Source organism: Kitasatospora sp. NPDC034533 (genome assembly GCF_055575155.1).
Genome location: NZ_JBVITE010000179.1, coordinates 1 through 1,138, shown reverse-complemented (window position 1 = coordinate 1,138; position 1,138 = coordinate 1). Strand labels below are relative to the sequence as shown.

Annotated in this window: 1 protein-coding gene; it reads left to right on the top strand. The window is 68.3% G+C overall.

Annotated features, from left to right (window positions below):
- Positions 1-1,138: condensation domain-containing protein (locus ACZ55U_RS39115; protein WP_465534422.1), on the top strand; the 1,138-nt coding region annotated here is incomplete at both ends.

Genomic DNA, 1,138 nt, shown 5'->3' with positions numbered 1-1,138 from the left:
GCCCTCGACACCGTCACCCGACGCCACGACATCCTGCGCACCTCCATGCACCTCGACGGCTACTCCCAGCCCCTCCAACTCGTCCACCAAACAGCCGAGTTGCCACTGACCGTGCACGACTGGCGCGGACTCGACACCGAACAGCTCCACCAGGCCCGACGCGACTACGCCGACCAGGAATGGGCTACCGGCTTCGACCTCGCCACCGCCCCCCTCATGCGCGTCGCCGTCCACCTCGAGGACAACGACGCCTGGCGCCTCACCCTCAGCCACGCCCACGCGATGACCGAGGGCTGGAGCTACCACTCCATGCTGGTGGAGATCCAGGAGTGCTACCGCCAGATCCTCGACGGTGCAGAGCCCATCACCGGCGAACCCCTCGCCATACGTTACGCCGACTTCATCGCCGCCGAGCTGGAGTCACTGGCCAGCCCCGAGGACCGGGCCTTCTGGCAGGACATCGTGACCGGCCGCGCGCCGATGCGCATGCCGGACAGTTGGGCAGCGGAGCACGGCTCCGCGGTCGATCACCATCGACACTATGTGCCGTACCACGACGTGCAGGAAGGGCTCCAGCGGCTGGCCGTCCAGGCGAAGGCCTCGCTGAAGAGCGTGCTGCTCGCCGCCCACCTCAAGGTCATGAGCTCGCTGACGGCCGACGACGCCTTCCACACCGGCGTCGTCTACCACGGCCGCCTCGAAGCCCCCGACGCCGACCGCGTCCTCGGCATGCATCTCAACTCCCTGCCCTTCCCGTCGGTTCGGCTCCATGGCACCTGGCGCCAACTCGTCGAGCACGTCTATGCCCAGGAAGCAGAGATCTGGGCCCACCGCCGCTACCCCCTCCCCGCCATCCAGCGCGACCTGGGTGAGGGCGACCGCCTCGTCCCTGTCCTGTTCGAGTACCAGAACTTCCACCAGGTCGACGAGGACGACGTGGACATGGATGCCACGTTGAACTCCTCGCCGAACGAGTTCGCGCTCAGCGCGGTGGCCCGCGACGGGTACATCAACCTGGGGACGACGGCGGCTGTGATCAGTCAGGCCAACCTGGAGCGCCTCGGCGCCATGTACCGGCTCGTCCTGGAGGCCATGGCCGCCGACCCCGACGGCAACGCCCGCACCAGCCACCTGCCGA